Below are 16,929 nucleotides of genomic sequence, written 5' to 3'. Positions count from 1 at the left end.
ATCACCGCGCCGAACTGATCTCCACCGCGCCGAAGCCCGTGCGGCCGAAGCGATCCGGCCGGTACATGTCCTCGATCACGGCGGCCGGCGCGACGTAGCGGCCGGGCGAGACAGCCCGGGCGATATAGGCGACGGTGTAGGCGAGCTTGTCGCTCTTCGCGCCAGAGCGCTCGAAGGCCGCGACGAAGCGGTCGTCGCGCGCTTCGGTATGCACCGGCGAGACCTCCTGCTTCAGCCAGTCGAGCCCGGCGGTCGAGGCGCCCTCGGTCAGGTTGGCGTTCTCGATCTCCAGCCCGGCCGGCACCGGATCGACCAGCAGCAAGCGGCCGAAGCGCGGCGCGCCCTCGCTCACGTTGAGCGCCACGACATAGCGCTCGTTCTGGCGCAGGTGGGCGGGGTCGGCCCGCTCGCCCTTCATCGTGTAGATCACGCGCTCGAGGCCGAAACCCTGGTTCAGCGCCGGCTCCGGCGTGGTCGGGATGCCCGCGACGGTGATCACCGCCTGGGCATTGGCGCTGCCCGGATTGGCGATGGTCAGCGGCTTGGCGTCCAGCGCCTCGGCCGAGACGGTGCGGTAGAAGGCGCCCTTGCGGGCCGCGCCGTCGACGGTCAGCGTCATGCCCTCGGCCTCCTTGGCCATGGCCTGCGCCGCCAGCACCATCCACATCTGCTCCTGCGTCGAGGTGTAGCTGTAGCGGGCGCTGTTGCGGGTGGCGTCGAGGAGCGACACCGCGCGGCCGATATCGGCGCGCTCGCCATTGGACTCCGCGATCAGCGCGAGCACCCCGGCGCCGTCGCGCAGGCGCGAGCCGTAATCAGGGCGCGAGAACCCGTCATCGCTTGCCTGCTGGAGCAGGCCGAGCGCGCTGCCGAAGGCGGTGCGGCCGCGCGCCCGGTCGCCGAGCGCCGAGAGCGCCGCGCCGATCTGGGCGCGGGCGAGCGGGGTCGCGAAATCGCCGAGCTTGTTGTCGGCGAGATAGCGCAGATCGCCCATCACCGGCCGGCCGTTGCGGGCGAGCACATAGAGCGCATAGGCGATGCCGGCGGCCTCCTCCTTGTTGATGTCGCCGGTGTTGACGACCTGGTTGCGCAGCCGGTCCAGCGCCATGTTGAAGGCCACCTGCGGCACGTCGAACCTGCGCTCGCGGGCCCGCGTCAGGAAGTCCGCGACGAAGGCGTCGAGCCACAAATCCTCGCCGCCGACGCCCCACAGGCCGAAGGAGCCGTTGCCGCCCTGCCGGGCGAGCACGCGCTCGATCGCCTTCTGCACGCGCTCATCGGCATTGTCGTCGAGGGCGAGGTTCTCCATTGAGGCGAGCTGGTTGACCGCCAGCAGCGGCAGCGCCCGCGAGACGGTCTGCTCGGTGCAGCCATAGGGGTAGCGGTCAAGCGCCTTGAGCAAGGCGGGCACGTCGAGCGAGCCGAAGGGCGAGACCGAGACCGAGACCTGCCCCGAGCCCGGCACGAGATCGGCCAGCAGGTCGGAGGAGACGGTGATCGCCCCGCCATTGCCGGGGATCGGCCGGACGATGCGGCGCGCCAGCGTTGCGGCCGAGGGCTGTACCTTGACCGCGAGGTTCTGCACCGTGCCGATGCCGTTCGGCCCGGAGACGCGCACGTCGAATTCGGCGCGGCCGAGGCCGGCTGCGGTGACGGGGATCGTCATCTGCGTCTTGGCGCCGGCCGCGAGCTGGACCGTGCGATGGGTCGCATCGGCGGCGACGAGGACCGGGCCCTTCACGTCGAGATCGACGGTGTAGGCGCCGGCGGGACCCTCGACATTGTCGATCTGGAGATGGAAGCGGGACTGGTCGCCGATGGCGAGGAAGCGCGGCAGCGTCGCCTGCGCCACGACCTGGTCGCGCACGATCACGTCGGCGCTGGCCTGGCCGGTGCGCCCGGCCGACCAGGCGACGCCCATGACGCGCACCGTGCCGTTGAAGGCCGGCAGGTCAAAATCGATCTTCGCCGTGCCGTCGGCCCCGACCTTGACCACGCCGGAATAGCGGGCGAGCGGCTCCTGCGTCGGCTTCTCGCCGTCCATCTTGGGCGCGGCGTCGCCGCCGGTGCGGATGGTGCCGCGCACGCCCTGCATGCCGTCGATCAGATAGCCGTAGAGATCGCGCAGATCATGGCCGAGCTGGCGCTGGCCGAAGAAATACTTGCTCGGATCGGGGCTCTCATAGCGGGTGAGGTTGAGGATGCCGACATCGACGGCAGCGACCGTGACGAAGGCGTCCTCGCCGGCTTTCAGCCCGGAGAGCTTGACCGGCAGCGAGAGCGTCGAGAGCGGGCGCACCAGCTTGGGCGCGCCGAGATCGACCGCCAGCGTGCGCTCGTCCTTGCCGATCTGGAACCATGCCAGACCGATCGCGCGGCCGGGCAGGCGCTTGGCGGCGGTATCCATCGGGCGATGGGCGAGCACGACGAGATAGGCGCTCGCGCCCCATTCCGACTTCACCGGGATATTGGCGGTGGTGCCGCCCTCGGTGATGTCGATGGTGCGGATGTCCGCGAGCTTGTCGCTGATGACGGCGAGCGTCGCCTTGCCGGCGAAGCGCGGCGAGAGCCGGACCTGCACGGTCTCGCCATTGGCGTAGGAGGCCTTGTCCAGGGCGACGTCGAGCACGTCCGGCGTATCGGCCGTCTTGTCGCTTTCATAGCCGACGCTGAAGGAGACGGCAGTCGCGGCCTCCTCGGCGCCGTCGGAGGTCACGTCGAGCCGGTAATTGCCCCATTCGACGGGCGCGGCGATCTTCGCCGGCTCGGTCGCGGAGACCGTGACCTGCCCGTCCGAGACGCGCCGCGTGGTGGTGACGCCCTCATAGTTCCAGCGGCCATCCTTGAAGAACCACTGGTAGTTGCGGCGGACCTTCGAGAGCACCCATTTCACGTTCGGCCGGCTGAGCCGCTTGCCGTCGCCGGTCGCCATGATGACGTCGAAGGTCGCGCTCTGGTTGTTGCCGAGCTCGCCGTCCTTGAAGGTCTGCCGGACGCCGATGGCCGCGCCCTTGGGCACGATCGGCACGGTGACGGAGCGGGCGATGGCGCGCCCGCCGGGCTCGCCGACGCGCACGGTCATCTCGACCTCGAGCGGGCGGTTGGTCTCGGCCTGCTGGACGGGGTTGGAGATCGTCGCCTTGCCGGCGGCGTCGGTGGTGGCGCTCTCCTCGAATTCGGTCTGGACGGGATCGAAGGATTCGTCGGTCAGGCCGACCTGATAATCCCCGAAGCCGGGGATGGCGCTGGCGCTCGCGGCGCGCAGCGTCATCGAGCCGGTGACGTCGAGGGCGGAGCCCGGCGCGCCATAGAGATAGCGGGCGGCGACGTTGACCTCGGCCGGCTCGCCGGCCTGGAGCACCGGAGCCTTCGGGGTGAGCGTCAGCTCCAGCCGCTCGGGGACGTAATCCTCGACGAGGAAGGAGGTCTCGCCGATCGCCTGTCCCTTCGGATCGGCATAGGCGAGGACGCGCCAGGTGCCGGTGGCGGCGCCGGAGATCAGCGGGATCGAATGGGCGCGGCCGCCCGCACCCTGGTCCTCGACCTGACGGCGGCGGTACTCGACGCCGTCGGGGCGCTTGACCACGATGGTGAGCGGCAGGCCGGTGACGGCGGCGCCCTTGGCGTCGCGCAGCAGCGAGGTGAGATAGACCGTCTCGCCCGAGCGGTAGACGCCGCGCTCGGTATAGAGGAAGGCGTCGAGCCCGGCCGGCGCGACGCGGCCCTTCACGCCGCGATCCGACAGATCGAAGGCGGTCTGCTTCAGGTCGAGGAAGCCGTAATCCTCACCCAGCCCGGCGGTGACGAGGCCGGGCGCATTGCCGCCTTCGCCCTTGGCGAGCCCTGCATCGAAGCGGGCATAGCCGTTGGAATCGGTCTTCGCCGTGCCGAGCACCTCGTTGTTGCGGGCGATCAGGCGCAGCTCGGCATTGGCGATCGGCTTGGCGTCGGCGAGCGAGCGGGCAAGCACATGCACGCCGTCCGGCCCGGAGAAGGAGGTCAGGCCGAGATCGGAGACGACGAACCACTGCGTCACGCGGGTGGTGCCGTCATCGTAGGAATCGCCGTCGTCGCCGGTCGCGGGCGCGGCCGGGCCGCCCGAGGGCTTGGCGAACATCACATAGACGCCGGGTTTCAGGCTGCCGACCGCCTCGACCACCGGGAAGGCGGTGACGACGTCCTTGTTGAGCTCGGACTTCACGTCCATCGTGCCGGTCCAGACGCTCTGGCCCTTGTCGGAGGCGATCTGGCGGGATTGCCACGAGCCGAGCTGGCTCAGGAAGTCGTCGGAATGGACCGAGTTGATCAGGTTGCGGTCGCCGATCCGCATCACCTCGAGGTCGAGCTTGCCGGAATTGACCGAAACGACCGGGATGCCCTGCTGGCCGGTGCGGGGCAGGACGTAGTTCTTGCCGGTGAAGCGGACGGAGGGCGTGCGGTCGCGGACATAGATCTCGTAATCGGCCGATTTCAGCAGCGTCTCGTCGGGGATGGCGGAGGGCACGCCCTGGCGGATGACGATGGCGTAGCGCTCGCCATGGCGCAGCCCGTCGACGCAGATCTGGCGTTCCTCGCCGCTCACGGCGAAATCGCCGGAGCCGCCGGAGATCGCGACATAGGGCGCGAAATCGACATTGCCGCGGGCGAGCGGTTCGGAGAATTCGAAGCAGGCGCGCGGGGAGGCGGCGTCGGAATCGACCTGGTTCGAGAGCAGGCGGAAGCCGCGTTTTTCGCGCAAATCCTCATAGCTCTTCTGCAGCGAGGCATTGGCGGCGAGGTCGAGGCTGAGGCGATAGGTCGTCAGCGCCGGGCGCCAGAGCTCGTATTTCTCGAAGGTCTGGGCGAGCACGCCGAGCGAGGAGGCCTCGTCGGTGCGGTTGCTGGCGCGGCTATAGGCGAGATAGGCGGCGGTGATGGCGCGCTCGCGCATCTCCCAGCGCTCGCGATAGTCGCGCGGCTCGATGCCGCTGGCGGCGCGGGCCATGAGGCGCCAGGCGGCGGCATTGCCGGAATCGGCGACCACGGCGGCATTGGCGAGCGGCAGGGCGCCGCGCGCATCGCCGCGCCCGAGCACGATGTCGCCGGCGCGGACGAGATCGGCCGCCGGGCGGTTGCCGGCCGCGACCTCGCGCTTCAGCCGCTCCTCCAGCCTCTGCCCGTCGGCCGCGAGATCGGTGCGGATATAGGCCTTCTGGGCGAGAGCCGGGGCGGCCGCGAAGCTCAGGCAGAGCGCGACCAGGAGGCGGGACAACAGGTTCATCGTCGATCCTCTTCGGCGGCCGAGGGCTTCAGCGTGGCTGGCGAAGGCTTCGGACCGATGACGGTGCTGAACGGGCCGGCAGGCTATCACCGCGCCGCGCCCGTGCAAGTCATGCGCGTGAAGGATGCGGCGGCGCTGCGCGCGGGCTAGGCGGTTCGATTGGGAAACACGCGTGTCATCCCGGGTCTCCCTGCGGTCGCCCGGGATGACACGCGCTGGGATGCCCTTCCCCGGTTGCAGCGCCAGGCGTTCTGACGCTCAATGCAGCCGCTCCGCCCCCCTGTCGAGGACGAGACCATGTTGCCTGACGATCGAAACCGAGCGCGAATCAAGCAAGCCGGTGCGGCCCTGCTCGGTCTGGCGCTGCTGGCGGCGGCGTCGGGCGCACAGGCGCAGGCTCCCGCCCCGGCCGCGCCCAATCCGCAGATGGCGGCGGCGCAGGCGAGCTTCGAGGCGCTGCCCGAGGCCGAGCGCAAGGCGATCCAGACCGATCTGATCTGGGCGGGCCAGTTCAACGGCGCGGTCAGCGGCTCCTTCGGTCCGCTGACCTTCCGCGCGATCAATGCGCTCAAGGGCGGGCGCGGGCCGGCGGACGGCGTCCTCGCCCCGGCCGACCGCGCGGCACTGGCCAAGGCGGCGCAGGCGGCACGCGATGCCGCCGGCTTCCGGCTGATCACCGACGACAAGACCGGGGTGCGCATCGGCATTCCCGGCAAGCTCCTGCCGAAGCGCGATGCGACGCCCGCCGGCGGCAGCCGCTGGCAGAGCGCCGACGACAAGGTCACGCTCGACACCACCGCCTCGCCGCCGGGCGACGATCTCGCGGCGCTGTTCGAGAAGGCCACCACTGTCAGCCCGAACAGCCCGCGCAAGATCACCTACAAGCTGCTCCGGCCGGATTTCTTCGTCGTCACCGGGGAGACGCCGACAGGGCGGTTCTATCGCCGGCTCGCGGCCGGGCCGCAGGGCCTGCGCGGCTTCTCGATCGGCTACGACAAGGCGCTGGCACCGACCGTCGACAAGCTCGTCATCGCGATCGCCGCGAGCTTCGAGCCCTTCCCGACCGGGCCGGCGCCTGCAAGCGGGACTGCTGTCGCCAGTGCTGCTGCGCCGGCATCGGCGCCGCCGCTGACGCAGCCGGCGGCGCGCAGCAATGAGCGCTATGGCGTCGCGGTGCTGCTCTCCGACAAGGTCGCGCTCGGCGCGGCGTCGGCGGTCGAGGGCTGCCGCAGCCTGCGGGCCGGTGCGCGCACCGCCAAGCCGCGCGCCAAGGATGCCAGCGGCCTCGTGCTGCTCGATCTCGACGGAACCGGCGCGGCCAGGCCGCCCGCATTGGCGGGGCAGGTGCCGGATGCGGGCGCGGCGCTGGTGTTGGTGGCCTTCAGCGACGATGCCGGCAAGCGCGCCGCGGTCGCGCTGCCGGGGCAGGCCCTGCGCGCCACCACCGGGGCGGCGGTGCTGGCGCCGCTGCAACCCGGACAGGCCGGAAGCCCGGCCTTCGACCGTCAGGGCCGGCTCGTCGGGCTGGTGACCGCCAACCCATCCGACAAGCAGCTCGTCGCCGGCATCGCGCCGCAGCGTTCCTATGCGCTGGCGGATTCCGCCGCGATCCAGGGGGTTCTCGGCAATGCCGGCCTGTCGCTGACGACCGATTCAGGCGCTGCCGCCAGCCTCAGCACCGGCGCGGTTGTCGATAAGGTCTCGGGCGCGGTCGTGCCGCTGGTGTGCGGGTTGTAGCGCTTTTCCGCCGGCCGGTTTCCCGAAGCCCCCAGCGCGGGGAGCACCCGTGCCCGCCGCGACGAAACCCGCCGGAAAAGGCTCTTTCTTCGCCGAAATGCGAAGTTGCCACCGCTTCCGCGATCGGCTCAGATGACCCGGTTATCTCAAGAGCGCCCCGCCAGCGGTGAGGAGCGCTCAGCCCCTAAAACGATTTAGCGGAGGAATGACAGATGACCACCCTCGACAGACGCAGTGTGCTCAAGGGAGCGGCGGCGGGGGCTGCCGGCCTGATCGCCGCGCCTGCCATCGCACAGGCCAAGTTCCCATCCCGTCCCGTCACCCTGGTATGCCCCTGGGGAGCCGGCGGCGGCACCGATGCCGTCGTCCGCATCATCGCCTCGCTGCTGGAAAAGAGCCTCGGCCAGCCCTTCAGCGTGGTGAACCGCACCGGCGGCTCCGGCGTGGTCGGCCATTCCGCCATCGCGACGGCGCCGCCGGACGGCTACACGCTCGGCATCATCACCTCCGAGATCGCGATGATGCATCACCAGGGGCTGACGCAACTGACCTATGCCAGCTACACGCCGCTGGCGCTGATGAACGACGACCCGCCGGGCGTGCAGGTGAAGTCGGATTCGCCCTACAAGGACGTGAAGCAGCTCGCGGATGCGATCAAGGCCGCGCCGGCCGGCAAGTTCAAGGCGTCCGGCACCGGGCAGGGCGGCATCTGGCATCTCGCCCTCGTCGGCTGGATGCAGGCGATGGGGCTGAAGCCCGACCATGTCGCCTGGGTTCCCTCGAACGGCGCCGCGCCCGCGATGCAGGACCTCGCTGCGGGCGGGCTCGACCTCGTGACCTGCTCGGTGCCCGAGGCCCGCGCGATGATCGATGCCGGCCGCGCCAAGGCACTCGCCATCATGGCGGCGGAGCGCAACCCGCAGTTCAAGGACGTGCCGACACTGAAGGAGGCGCTGAACATCGAGGTTCCGCTCGGCTCCTGGCGCGGCATCGGGGGGCCGAAGAACCTGCCGCCGGACGTCGCCAAGCTGCTCTCCGCCGAGCTGAAGAAGATCTACGACTCGCAGGAGTACAAGGACTTCATGAATTCGCGCGGCCTCTCGATGAAATATGCGGACGCGGAGAATTTCGGCTCGTTCATGGCCGAGAGCGACAAGGCGATGGGCGCCTTCATGAAGGCGGGCGGGCTCGCCAAGGGCTGACGCTCGGACCTCACGCAGCCGGGCGCGGCCGCATACGCCGCGACCGGCCTCTTCCCGTCACGAAAGCCGTTTTTGCCCATGCTCCTCTCAGACAAGGTCACCGGAGGTGTCGTCGCCGTTCTGGGCGGCCTCGCCTTCGCCTATGGCTCGCAACTGCCGCCGGTGCCCGGCCAGCAGATCGGCCCTTCCGCCTTCCCAATGGTGATCGGCGCTGGCCTCGTCCTCTGCGGCGGGCTGATCATGCTCGGGATCGGCCATCGCTTCGAGGAGGTCGCCGAGGCCGATCTCGCCAGTCATACGGCGCCGGAGCAGCTCGCGCCGCTGCCAGCCTGGCGCAACTGGCTGGCCTTGCTGCCGCCGGCGCTGCTGGCCTTCTATGCGCTGGTCTCGGAGACGCTGGGCTTCCTGCCGACGTCGGCGATCATGGTCCTGGTGGCGAGCCTCGCCTTCGGAGCCAGGCCGAAGCTCGCCGTGCCCCTCGCGATCATCGCGCCCTTCTTCATCAACCTGATCTTCCTCAAGCTGCTGCGCGTGCCGCTGCCCGGCGGCATCCTGCCCTTCCCCTGGTGAGTGAGGCCTGACGATGGACACCGTCATCAAGGCCTTCGGGCTGGTCTTCCAATTCGACGTGATGATCGCGATCGTCGCCTCCGCCTTCTACGGGCTGACGGTCGGCGCGCTGCCCGGCCTGTCTGCGACGATGGCGACGGCGCTGCTGGTGCCGGTCACCTTCTATCTCTCGCCGATCGCCGCGATCGCGACGATCATCACGGCATCGGCGATGGCGATCTTCTCCGGCGACATTCCGGGCTGCCTCCTGCGCATCCCCGGCACGCCGGCCTCGGCCGCCTATACCGACGAGGCCTATGCGATGACGCGCAAGGGCCAGGCGGAGACGGCGCTCGGCATCTGCCTGTGGTTCTCGGCACTGGGCGGCATCGCCGGCACGCTCTCGCTGATGCTGATCGCGCCGCTGCTGGCCGATGTCGCGCTCTCCTTCTCGACCTATGAGAATTTCTGGCTCGCCATGCTCGGCCTGATGTGTTCGACGCTGGTGGCGCGGTCATCGCCGATCAAGGCGATCGCGGCGATGCTGCTCGGCCTGCTGATCACCTGTATCGGCATCGACAATCCCGGCGGCGTGCCGCGCTTCACCTTCGGCTCGACCGACCTGCTCGGCGGCATCGAGCCGATCCCGGCGCTGGTCGGCGTCTTCGCGCTGGCCGAGGTGATGCGCGCGCTGACCGAGCGCGAACCGCCCAAGATCGAAAACCGGCGCCTGGGCTCCATTCTCAAGGGGCAGTGGAAGCTCACCAAGGAATACCCCAAGCAGCAGACGCGCGGGAACATCGTCGGCATCATCATCGGCGTGCTGCCGGGCGCCGGCGCCGACATGGCGGCCTGGGTCAGCTATGCGATGGCCAAGCGCTTCTCGAAGACGCCCGAGAAGTTCGGCACCGGCCATCCCGAAGGGCTGATCGAGGCCGGCGCCTCCAACAACGCCTCGCTCGCCTCGGGCTGGGTGCCGGCGCTGCTCTTCGGCATTCCCGGCGATACCATCACCGCCATCGCCATCGGCGTGCTCTACATGAAGGGGCTGAACCCCGGGCCGACGCTGTTCACCCAGCAGGCCGAGAGCATGTACGCGCTCTACATCATCTTCATCCTCGGCAACATCATCATGATCCCGTTCGGCATCGTCATGATCCGGTTGGCGAGCAAGGTCGTCGGCGCGCCGCGCTCGGCGGTGATGCCGGTAATCATGATCTTCTGCGCGGTCGGCGCCTTCGCGACGGCCGGCAACAACCTGTTCGCGGTCTGGTGCGTCGCCCTCTTCGGCATCATCGGCTTCGTGATGGAGAAAAACGGCTATCCGGTCGCGGCGATGGTGCTCGGCATCGTCATGGGGACGATGGTGGAGCAGAGCTTCGTCACCTCGCTGATCAAGTCGGACGGTTCGATCCTGCCCTTCTTCGAGCGACCGGTCTCGTCCGTGCTGGCGGCGATGACGGTTGCGGCGCTGCTCTGGCCGGTCTTCTCCTGGACGCGCGACTGGCTGAGGGGGCGGAGAGCCGTGGCGGCCTGACGAGCCGTCGCTATTTCTTCAGGAACGCCGCGAACGCCGCCATGGCCTCGGCCGAACGCAGACGCTCGCCGAAATGGTGGGCCTCCGTCGCGATGGTTTCGGCCACCGCCGCAGCCGAGCCACGCTTCAGCAGCATCTTGGTCAGGGCGACCGATTGCGGCGGCAATGCCGCCAGCGCCTTCGCCTTGGCGAGCCCATGCTCCAGCGCCGTGCCCTCCGGCACCACGGCATTGACGAGCCCAGCCCCGGCGGCGGTCCCCGCGTCGAAGGCCTCGCCCAGCATCAGCAGCTCCGCCGCCTTCTTCGAGCCCGCGACCAGCGGCAGGAGATAGCTGGAGCCGCCCTCGGGCGAGAGGCCGAGCGCGACGAAGGGCAGGCGGAAGCTCGCACCGCTGCCTGCGAAGGCGAGATCGCAATGCAGCAGCATCGTCGTGCCGATGCCGACGGCAAAACCCTCGACGGCGGCGACGATGGGCTTCTTCGCCGTCGAGATCGCGTCGAGGAAGTCGATGGCGACGCGCGGGCCTTCGCCGGCCGCGGCGGCCATGGCGAAATCCTTGATGTCGTTGCCGCTGGTGAAGCAGCCGCCGGCGCCGGTCAGCAGGATGGCGCGGACCGCGTCATCCGCCTCGGCCGCGGCGATGGCCGCGATCAGCCCGGCATAGCTGGCGCGGTCGAGCGCGTTCTTCCGGTCGGGCCGGTTCATGGTGATCTGCACGACGCCCGCCGCGACGATCTCGCTCAATACGCTTTCGCTCATCTCGGTCCGCCTTCCGGGGAATGTCCTGCCGGGATGGCATGCGCTTTCCCGGCCGGTCAAGCGAGGCGGGCTTCGCCTTTCGTCACGGATCGCCCGCCCTTCGCGCCGGTGCGGTCGTCAGGCGGGAAGCGGAGCCTGCGCGATTGCGCGCGGCGCACAAGCTCCTATCCTGCCGGACACGCCGATAGGGGAGAGACGCTTGGCATCCGGTCTGTTCGCATTGCTCGACGATGTCGCCGGCATCGCCAAGGTCGCGGCGTCGTCCGTCGACGACATCGTGGCGCAGGCGGGCAAGGCGGGGGCCAAGGCGGCGGGCGTCGTCATCGACGATGCGGCGGTGACGCCGCGCTATGCCGTCGGCTTCGCGGCCGCGCGCGAATTGCCGATCATCTGGCGCATCGCGCTGGGCTCGCTGCGCAACAAGCTTCTCTTCCTGTTGCCCGGCGCGCTCATCCTGGCCGTGGTCGCGCCCTGGGCGATCACGCCGCTGCTGATGGCCGGCGGCGTCTTCCTCTGCTTCGAGGGGGCGGAGAAGCTGCTGGAGCTGGTGTTGCCGCATGGATCGCAGGATAGCGCGAAGGCGGGGGAGGCGGCGGCCGGCGATCCCACGGCCCTCGAACGGCAGAAGATCGCGGGCGCGATCAAGACCGATTTCATCCTCTCGGCCGAGATCATGGCGATCACGCTCGCGGGTGTGTCGGACCAGTCTTTCTGGATGAAGGCGGCCGTGCTCGCCATCGTCGGCATCGGCATCACCGCCGCCGTCTATGGCGTCGTCGCCCTGATCGTGAAGGCAGACGATGTCGGCGTGGCGCTCGCCGCCAATGAGCGCCCCGCCGCCAGCTTGCTGGGGCTGAGGCGGCTGGAACCGGGCGAGGCCAACTGGCCCGATCGCGCTTTGCGTTGGCTGACGCGGCCGCTCGGCCGCGGCCTCGTCGTCGGCATGCCCCATTTCCTCGGCCTGCTCGGCGCGGTCGGCACGGCGGCGATGCTCTGGGTCGGCGGCGGCATCATCATCCACGGGCTGGAAGGCTACGGGCTCGGCGCGCTCGGCCACTCCATCCACGATCTCTCGGTCGCGACCGGGAAAGCCCTTCCGGCCGGGTTGAGCGGGGCGGGCGAATGGCTGGCGGGCGCGGTGCTCGCGGCGGCCTTCGGCCTCGTCGTCGGCGGCATCGCCATCGTCGCGATGCATTGGGTGGTGAGCCCGATCTTCAAGCTGTTCCGCAAGGACGAGCGCAAGGCGTCGCTCGGCGGGTAGGCTTTCCCCGTTCAGTCCAGCCAGGTGGTGAAATTCTCGACCGGCTCGCGCTCGGGCACCAGGCGGTTGGCCGGGGCGTCGGGGTCGGCCTTGCCGATGGCAATGCCGCAGACCACGACCTCGTCCTCAGGGATAGCGAGCTCGCGCCGCACGACCGGGTGGAACTGGGCGAAGATCGCCTGCGGGCAGGAATCGAGGCCGTGGCCCTGCGCGGCGATCAGCAGATTCTGCACGAACATGCCGAGATCGAGCCAGGAGCCGATCTCCAGATCGCGGTCGATCGTGACCATCAGCGCGACCGGCGCGTCGAAGAAGCGCAGATTCGCCGCCGTCTGGCGCTTCATGCCCTCGATGTCGCCCTTCGCGACGCCGAGCAGGCCGTAGAGATCCCAGCCGACCTTGCGGCGGCGCGAGAGATAGGGCTCGCGGAAGCGCTCGGGGTAATAGCGGTATTCCTCGGTGCCGGGCCGCTCGCCGGCCTCGAGCGCGGCGAGCAAGGCGGTTTCGAGCCGCGTCCGCGCCTGCGGGCCGATCACGCGGAGCTTCCAGGGCTGCATATTGGTGCCGGAGGGCGCCTGCGCCGCCAGATCGATCAGCCGGCGCAGCAAGGCGGGATCGACGGGGTCGGGCCGGAAGGCCCGGACGGCGCGGCGCGCGCGGATCGCACGTTCGACAGCTTCGGCGGGCGTCATGGAAAGGTCGATCTCCTGCGGTCCTGTGTGTCCGGCAGCCTGCGGCGCAGTCTCGAATCGGTCGCGGCGCGGGTCTGCGTGGTTATCCTATAGGCGGATGAGGCGGGCGGCATCGGCCGGCCCGCAGGGAGGAACGAGCATGATGGCCGCAGCAAGGTTGGTGGTCGCGTTGCTGGCGGCGGCTGCCATGGGTTCACCCGCCGTCGCCGGCCCGGTCGAGACGATCGTGCTCGTCCGGCATGGCGAGAAGCCGTCCGGCGGCTTCGGCCGGCTCGATTGCCAGGGCCTCAACCGGGCGCAGGCCTTGCCCGGCGTGATCCTGGGCGCCTTCGGCAAGCCCGATGCGCTGTTCGCGCCCGATCCCGGCCATCTCAAGAAGGATGACGGCGTCAAATATCCCTATCGGCGTCCGCTCCAGACGCTCGAGCCGCTGTCGCGGCAGCTCGGCCTGCCCATCCAGACGCCCTATGGCTACAAGCAGACCGGGCGGCTGGCGCAGGCGCTCGATGCGCATCGCGACGCGACCGTGGTCGTCGCCTGGGAGCACAAGCGCCTCGTCGATCTCGCCCGGCGGCTCATGACCGAGCATGGCGGGGATGCCGATGCGGTGCCGCGCTGGCATGGCAGCGATTTCGACGGCATCTATGTCGTCCGCATCGCGCGCGACGGCGAAACGGCGAGCGCAAGCTTCGAGCAGCGCCGGCAGGGGCTGGACGGGCAGTCCCAGAACTGCCCGCCCTGAGGGTCAGCCGCCCTTGCGCGTCTCCAGGAAGGCGGCGTGCTCTTTCAGGAGATCGCCGCTGAGCGCCTTGGCGATCAGCGCCCGGGTGTTGGGCAGGCCGTAGATCGCGGCGAAGGAGCCGAAGCGCGGGCCCTGATCCTCGCCGAACATCACCTGGTAGATCGCCTTCCACCAGTCGCCCGAGACGCCCGGCCGCTCCGGCGTCGCGTTCTTGGCGGTGAGGTTCTGGTAGCGGGGGATGGCGCGGGCGACGTCCAGCGCCGTGTCCTGCACCATCTCCGGTGTCGGGTCGGCGGGTAGGGCGGCCAGCGCCGCGTCGAGCTTGGTGAAGGCGTCGCGCTCGACCTCGTCGGCCGGGCGGTAGCTCTTCGCCGGCTTCACGAAATCGCGGAAATAGGCGATCGCGTAGCCGACCAGCGCGTCGAGGCGCGGATGGGTCTGCGGCGACATGCCCGGCGCATAGCGCTGGAGGAAGCCCCAGAGCACGCCCTTGTCCTCGGAATTCGCGACGGCGACGAGGTTCATCAGCAGGCCGAAGGTGACCTGCGTCCGGACCGCGTTGTCGCCTTCGCCCGAGGCGATGACCTCCGGCGCCGGCGGGTTGCCGGCATGGATGTGCCAGACCGGGTTGCCGAGCCGGTTCTTCCAGTCCTGCCGCTCATAGCCGTTGAGGAACTGCAGATACTCGTCGATGGCGCGCGGGATGACGTCGAAATGCAGCTTCTTGGCCTCGCGCGGGCGCTGGAACATGTAGAGCGCCAGGCTTTCCGGCGGGCCATAGGTCAGCCAGTCCTCGATGGTCAGGCCGTTGCCCTTCGACTTCGAGATCTTCTGGCCGAGATCGTCGAGGAAGAGCTCGTAGTTGAAGCCTTCCGGCGGCGTGCCGTCGAGCGCGCGGGCGATCTGCGAGGAGACCTTGACCGAGTCGATCAAATCCTTCCCGGCCATCTCATAGTCGACGCCGAGCGCGACCCAGCGCATCGCCCAATCCGGCTTCCATTGCAGCTTGACGTTGCCACCAGTGACCGGGGTGACGAAGCGCTCTTGGGTCTGCGGATCGGTCCAGGCGATGGTGCCGGCCTCGACATCGACCTCGTCGATCGGCACCTGCATGACGACGCGCGTCTTCGGGTGGATCGGCAGGAAGGGCGAATAGGTCGCGGCCCGCTCCTCGCGCAAAGTCGGCAGCATGATCTTCATCACCGCATCGTAGCGGGCGAGCATCTTGAGCAGCGTCGCATCGAACTCGCCGGCGCGGTAGGAGTCGGTCGAGGACTTGAACTCGTAGTCGAAGCCGAAGCCGTCGAGGAAGGCGCGCAGCCGCGCATTGTTGTGGCGGCCGAACGAGTCATGCGTGCCGAACGGGTCCGGCACCTCGGTCAGCGGCTTGCCGAGATTGTTGGCGAGCAGCTCCTTGTTCGGCACGTTGTCCGGCACCTTGCGCAGCCCGTCCAGATCGTCTGAGAAAGCGATGAGGCGGGTCGGAATCGTGTTGCCGGTGAGCACCCGGAAGGCATGACGGACCATCGAGGTGCGCGCGACCTCGCCGAAGGTGCCGATATGCGGCAGGCCCGAGGGGCCGTAGCCGGTCTCGAAGATCACCGCTTTCTTGCCCGATTTCTCGATGCGGGCCACCAGTTTGCGCGCCTCCTCGAACGGCCAGGCGGCCGAACGCTGGGCGGCGTCAACAAGGGCTGCGTCGAAGGCGGGCATGGGGGCTGGTGTCCTCTCCGTGTCTGGCATGGCCAAAAATTCGCAATCCGCAAATTTTTGTTTGCGGGCTTTCGCAGATTGCGAAGGGCGGCGTCAATGCTTGGCCGGCCCTCGGCCAATTCCAACGTCATTCCGGGCGAAGCGAAGCGGAGACCCGGAATCCATCATCGGGTGCTGCGCTCTGCGATGGATTCCGGATCGGCGCGGCAAAGCCGCTTGTCCGGAATGACCGTATTCCCTTTCCGTGGTTGTTCAATGAGCGGCGAGGGATAGTCTTGCGCCCTCTCAAACTCGGCCATCCTTCGAAAGGAACCCCGCCTTGGACCGCGACCTGCTCGACAAGCTGACCGCCTGGCGACGCCATCTCCACGCCCATCCGGAGCTTGGCCGTCACGAGAAGGCGACGAGCGCCTTCGTGCAGGAGAAGCTCACCGAGCTCGGCGTGCCCTTCACCGCCGGCATCGGCGGCCATGGCGTGGTGGCGACGCTGAAGCGCGGCGCCTCCGAGCGCAGCGTCGGCCTGCGCGCCGACATGGACGCGCTGCCGATCCAGGAGGCCAGCGACTTGCCCTACAAATCCGGCACGCCCAACGTGATGCATGCCTGCGGTCATGACGGTCACACGACGGCCCTGCTGGGGGCGGCGGCGCTGCTCAAGGGCGACGAGGGCTGGAGCGGCACGGTGCAGTTCGTCTTCCAGCCGGCGGAGGAGGGGGCGGGCGGCGCCCAGGCGATGCTCGCCGATGGCGTGCTCGAGCGCTTCCCGATGGAGCGCGTCTTCGCGCTGCATAACTGGCCGGGGCTGGAAGCCGGCACCGTCGCGGTGCATCGCGGGCCGGTGATGTCGGAGCCCGGACGCTTCAAGATCACGCTGACCGGCAAGGCGGGTCATGCGGCGCTCCCCGAGCAGACGCATGACCCGATCGTCGCGATGGGCCATCTCATCGTCGCGCTGCAGACGATCGTGTCGCGCAATGTCGATCCGATGGAGTCCGCCGTGGTCTCGATCGGGCAGGTGCATGGCGGGCTCGCCTCCAACCAGATCCCGACCAGCGTGTTCATCGAGGGCACTTTCCGCACCTTCGTGCCGGCGGTCAGGAACCGCCTGCTGGCGCGGCTCAAGGGCATCGCTGAGAACATCGCCGCGACCTTCGAGATGACGGCCGCGGTCGAGGCGACGCATGGCAGCGCCACGATCAACACGGCTCCCGAGGAGGAGATGGCCGTCGCCGCTGGCGAGGCCGCGGGGCTCGCCGTCCGGCGCGACCTGAAGGCCAGCACCACCGGCGAGGATTTCGCCTATTTCCTGGAACGGCGCCCCGGCTGCTACATCTGGATGGGCAATGGCCCGGCCGTGAATGGCGGCGACCTGCACAATGACCGCTACGACTTCAACGACGCGATCCTGCCGGCAGCGTCCGGCTGGCTCGCGGCCGTGGCGAAGCAGGCGCTGGCCAGCAACGCGCCCTGAGCTTC

General features: G+C 69.3%; 11 protein-coding genes. 7 read left to right on the top strand and 4 right to left on the bottom strand.

From position 1 onward, the window contains the following. Position 1 precedes the first annotated feature (1 nt). Positions 2-5,260 (bottom strand): alpha-2-macroglobulin family protein, encoded by a 5,259-nt coding sequence (locus AB6806_RS18260; protein WP_370955089.1) that lies wholly within the window; start codon positions 5,258-5,260, stop codon positions 2-4. A gap of 297 nt (positions 5,261-5,557) precedes the next feature. Between AB6806_RS18260 and AB6806_RS18255 the strand changes: the two genes are divergently transcribed. The 4 genes from AB6806_RS18255 to AB6806_RS18240 all read left to right on the top strand — a co-directional run bounded on the left by AB6806_RS18255 (position 5,558) and on the right by AB6806_RS18240 (position 10,285). Continuing rightward, the gene (locus AB6806_RS18255) at positions 5,558-6,997 is read left to right on the top strand and encodes a trypsin-like peptidase domain-containing protein (RefSeq protein ID WP_142023073.1); all 1,440 of its coding nucleotides are present in this window, start codon (positions 5,558-5,560) and stop codon (positions 6,995-6,997) included. 212 nt (positions 6,998-7,209) lie between these two features. Next, complete coding sequence (locus tag AB6806_RS18250) at positions 7,210-8,199, top strand: tripartite tricarboxylate transporter substrate binding protein (protein WP_112764392.1); 990 nt, start codon at positions 7,210-7,212, stop codon at positions 8,197-8,199. 78 nt (positions 8,200-8,277) lie between these two features. Continuing rightward, positions 8,278-8,769, top strand: coding sequence for a tripartite tricarboxylate transporter TctB family protein (locus tag AB6806_RS18245; protein ID WP_370955088.1), 492 nt, complete (start codon positions 8,278-8,280; stop codon positions 8,767-8,769). 13 nt (positions 8,770-8,782) lie between these two features. Then, positions 8,783-10,285: a tripartite tricarboxylate transporter permease gene (locus AB6806_RS18240; protein WP_038363116.1), complete on the top strand. Its 1,503-nt coding sequence runs from the start codon at positions 8,783-8,785 to the stop codon at positions 10,283-10,285. A gap of 10 nt (positions 10,286-10,295) precedes the next feature. Here AB6806_RS18240 and AB6806_RS18235 read toward each other — a convergent pair whose 3' ends face one another. Continuing rightward, on the bottom strand, positions 10,296-11,045 hold the full coding sequence (locus AB6806_RS18235; RefSeq protein WP_370955087.1) for an enoyl-CoA hydratase-related protein: 750 nt from the start codon (positions 11,043-11,045) through the stop codon (positions 10,296-10,298). 199 nt (positions 11,046-11,244) lie between these two features. Between AB6806_RS18235 and AB6806_RS18230 the strand changes: the two genes are divergently transcribed. Next, positions 11,245-12,306, top strand: coding sequence for a DUF808 domain-containing protein (locus tag AB6806_RS18230; protein WP_113251960.1), 1,062 nt, complete (start codon positions 11,245-11,247; stop codon positions 12,304-12,306). An 11-nt stretch (positions 12,307-12,317) separates the two neighbouring features. Here the strand turns inward: AB6806_RS18230 and AB6806_RS18225 are convergent, their stop codons facing one another. Beyond that, positions 12,318-12,998: a nitroreductase gene (locus AB6806_RS18225; protein WP_370955086.1), complete on the bottom strand. Its 681-nt coding sequence runs from the start codon at positions 12,996-12,998 to the stop codon at positions 12,318-12,320. A 139-nt stretch (positions 12,999-13,137) separates the two neighbouring features. Between AB6806_RS18225 and AB6806_RS18220 the strand changes: the two genes are divergently transcribed. Further along, the gene (locus AB6806_RS18220; RefSeq protein WP_370955085.1) at positions 13,138-13,740 is read left to right on the top strand and encodes a histidine phosphatase family protein; all 603 of its coding nucleotides are present in this window, start codon (positions 13,138-13,140) and stop codon (positions 13,738-13,740) included. A gap of 3 nt (positions 13,741-13,743) precedes the next feature. On the opposite strand, the gene AB6806_RS18215 is transcribed toward AB6806_RS18220, so the two are convergent. Continuing rightward, complete coding sequence (locus AB6806_RS18215) at positions 13,744-15,453, bottom strand: lysine--tRNA ligase (protein ID WP_370955084.1); 1,710 nt, start codon at positions 15,451-15,453, stop codon at positions 13,744-13,746. Positions 15,454-15,772: 319 nt separating this feature from the next. Between AB6806_RS18215 and AB6806_RS18210 the strand changes: the two genes are divergently transcribed. Beyond that, entirely contained in the window at positions 15,773-16,924 is a 1,152-nt protein-coding gene (locus AB6806_RS18210; protein ID WP_142023078.1) for an amidohydrolase, read from the top strand. The last annotated feature ends 5 nt before the right edge of the window (positions 16,925-16,929 follow it).

This window comes from Allobosea sp. RCC_152_1, from assembly GCF_041360765.1.
Classification (GTDB): domain Bacteria; phylum Pseudomonadota; class Alphaproteobacteria; order Rhizobiales; family Beijerinckiaceae; genus Allobosea; species Allobosea spartocytisi.
This window is presented reverse-complemented; position numbering and strand designations above follow the sequence as displayed.

Coding starts and splice junctions, on each gene's coding strand:
- AB6806_RS18235 (WP_370955087.1), bottom strand. CDS start 11,045: ATGAGCGAAAGCGTATTGAGCGAGATCGTCGCGGCGGGCGTCGTGCAG.
- AB6806_RS18240 (WP_038363116.1), top strand. CDS start 8,783: ATGGACACCGTCATCAAGGCCTTCGGGCTGGTCTTCCAATTCGACGTG.
- AB6806_RS18245 (WP_370955088.1), top strand. CDS start 8,278: ATGCTCCTCTCAGACAAGGTCACCGGAGGTGTCGTCGCCGTTCTGGGC.
- AB6806_RS18255 (WP_142023073.1), top strand. CDS start 5,558: ATGTTGCCTGACGATCGAAACCGAGCGCGAATCAAGCAAGCCGGTGCG.
- AB6806_RS18225 (WP_370955086.1), bottom strand. CDS start 12,998: ATGACGCCCGCCGAAGCTGTCGAACGTGCGATCCGCGCGCGCCGCGCC.
- AB6806_RS18220 (WP_370955085.1), top strand. CDS start 13,138: ATGATGGCCGCAGCAAGGTTGGTGGTCGCGTTGCTGGCGGCGGCTGCC.
- AB6806_RS18215 (WP_370955084.1), bottom strand. CDS start 15,453: ATGCCCGCCTTCGACGCAGCCCTTGTTGACGCCGCCCAGCGTTCGGCC.
- AB6806_RS18260 (WP_370955089.1), bottom strand. CDS start 5,260: ATGAACCTGTTGTCCCGCCTCCTGGTCGCGCTCTGCCTGAGCTTCGCG.
- AB6806_RS18250 (WP_112764392.1), top strand. CDS start 7,210: ATGACCACCCTCGACAGACGCAGTGTGCTCAAGGGAGCGGCGGCGGGG.